We start from the raw sequence: 1,183 nt of genomic DNA, 5'->3' as shown, positions 1-1,183 counted from the left end.
GGTAAGACCAACACGAGGCCCACACCTGGGGAATTACGTGACAGCAACCCCTGGGGAATTACGTGACCGACGACAGCTTCGCGACTTGGTACAGCAAGAGTGGGCGCCGGGATCATTGTGGTTTGTGATTTCGCGATTCGACGAAGCAGGGATAGATCCCGACGATGACCCGGACGGTTACCGTGCACTAGGCGAGCACAAAGTGGGTGAACTCAGGGCTGCCCTGAGTCTTGATGAGCGGGTTCCGGTTTACGTGGTCTGCCAGGATTTTGCTCAAATGGCAGGTACAGAACGTAATCCCGATTCAACGGTTTGGGACGAATCGCGCAGCTGGGACGGAATCTCGGGTCTGATCGCTGCGATCACTGCTTTAGGTAGTTCGTCTCGACCTGATATCAGACAAGCTGCCGCACAGAGGTTTTGGGGTAGCTCGGTTCAGCAAGTGCTTCATCAGTTGCGCGCGGAGTTCGCAACGCGCCTGGAGAACTCGGCCGTCAGTGACGAAGGTGAGCAACGACGCGCGTCGTGGCTGGCGCAATTGGACACGTTGACTCGCGCCGCCGAGGCTGATTTGCGTGGACGGGTGTCGGCGGCCGTTGGCGATGCCGTGGACAGTCCCGATCCGGCTCAGAGTTTCGCACAGGCGTTGAAGACGTCTCTCGGCGCCTGGTACGCCGCGCTCAAACGCGACATCGACAAGCTGTTACGCAGCGTCGGAGATACGGTCGCGACTGAACGCATGCGGCCGGACTGGCAGCGGTTTGAGGAAATGGCCTCAACATTGCGACATGAGCCACCAGGACCTGAGCCTGCACCCGACGATGAGATGATCTACGCCCCGGTGGTGCGACAGGTTGGCGATGCGGTCCTGAATGCGTTGCGGCACTACGAGCAGAGTCGCGGCCTGAAGCTGACTTCGCCCGCATCCGGCACTCTGGGAACATCGTCCGGTGTTGACCGGATGGCGGCTGCCGCCGCTGGCGTGTCCGTCATCACAGAGTTGGCCGTCATCGCAGAACAATTCGCCAACCGACAACGTGCGGCGAATGCGGCGATGCAGCAGCGTGCACAACTCCAGTCCGAACTTGTCAGCGTCGGCGAAGAAGTGAACCGCCCCGAGTTTGGTGCACACCGGTTTATTGGTGCGCAGCCTCTGATTGGGCTGTGTTCGTAGCGTAGTAGA

The 1,183-nt window shown here is 59.9% G+C and carries 1 protein-coding gene; it reads left to right on the top strand.

The features are described 5' to 3' along the window. Nucleotides 1-124 precede the first annotated feature (124 nt). Nucleotides 125-1,174 (top strand): hypothetical protein, encoded by a 1,050-nt coding sequence (locus tag ACJH6J_RS30460; protein ID WP_406805039.1) that lies wholly within the window; start codon nucleotides 125-127, stop codon nucleotides 1,172-1,174. Nucleotides 1,175-1,183 lie beyond the last annotated feature (9 nt).

Origin of the sequence: Mycobacterium sp. SMC-18 (assembly GCF_045310895.1) — a bacterium.
Lineage (GTDB): Bacteria > Actinomycetota > Actinomycetes > Mycobacteriales > Mycobacteriaceae > Mycobacterium.
The sequence above is the reverse complement of the archived record's forward strand: the minus strand, read 5'-3'. Positions and strand labels throughout refer to the sequence as shown.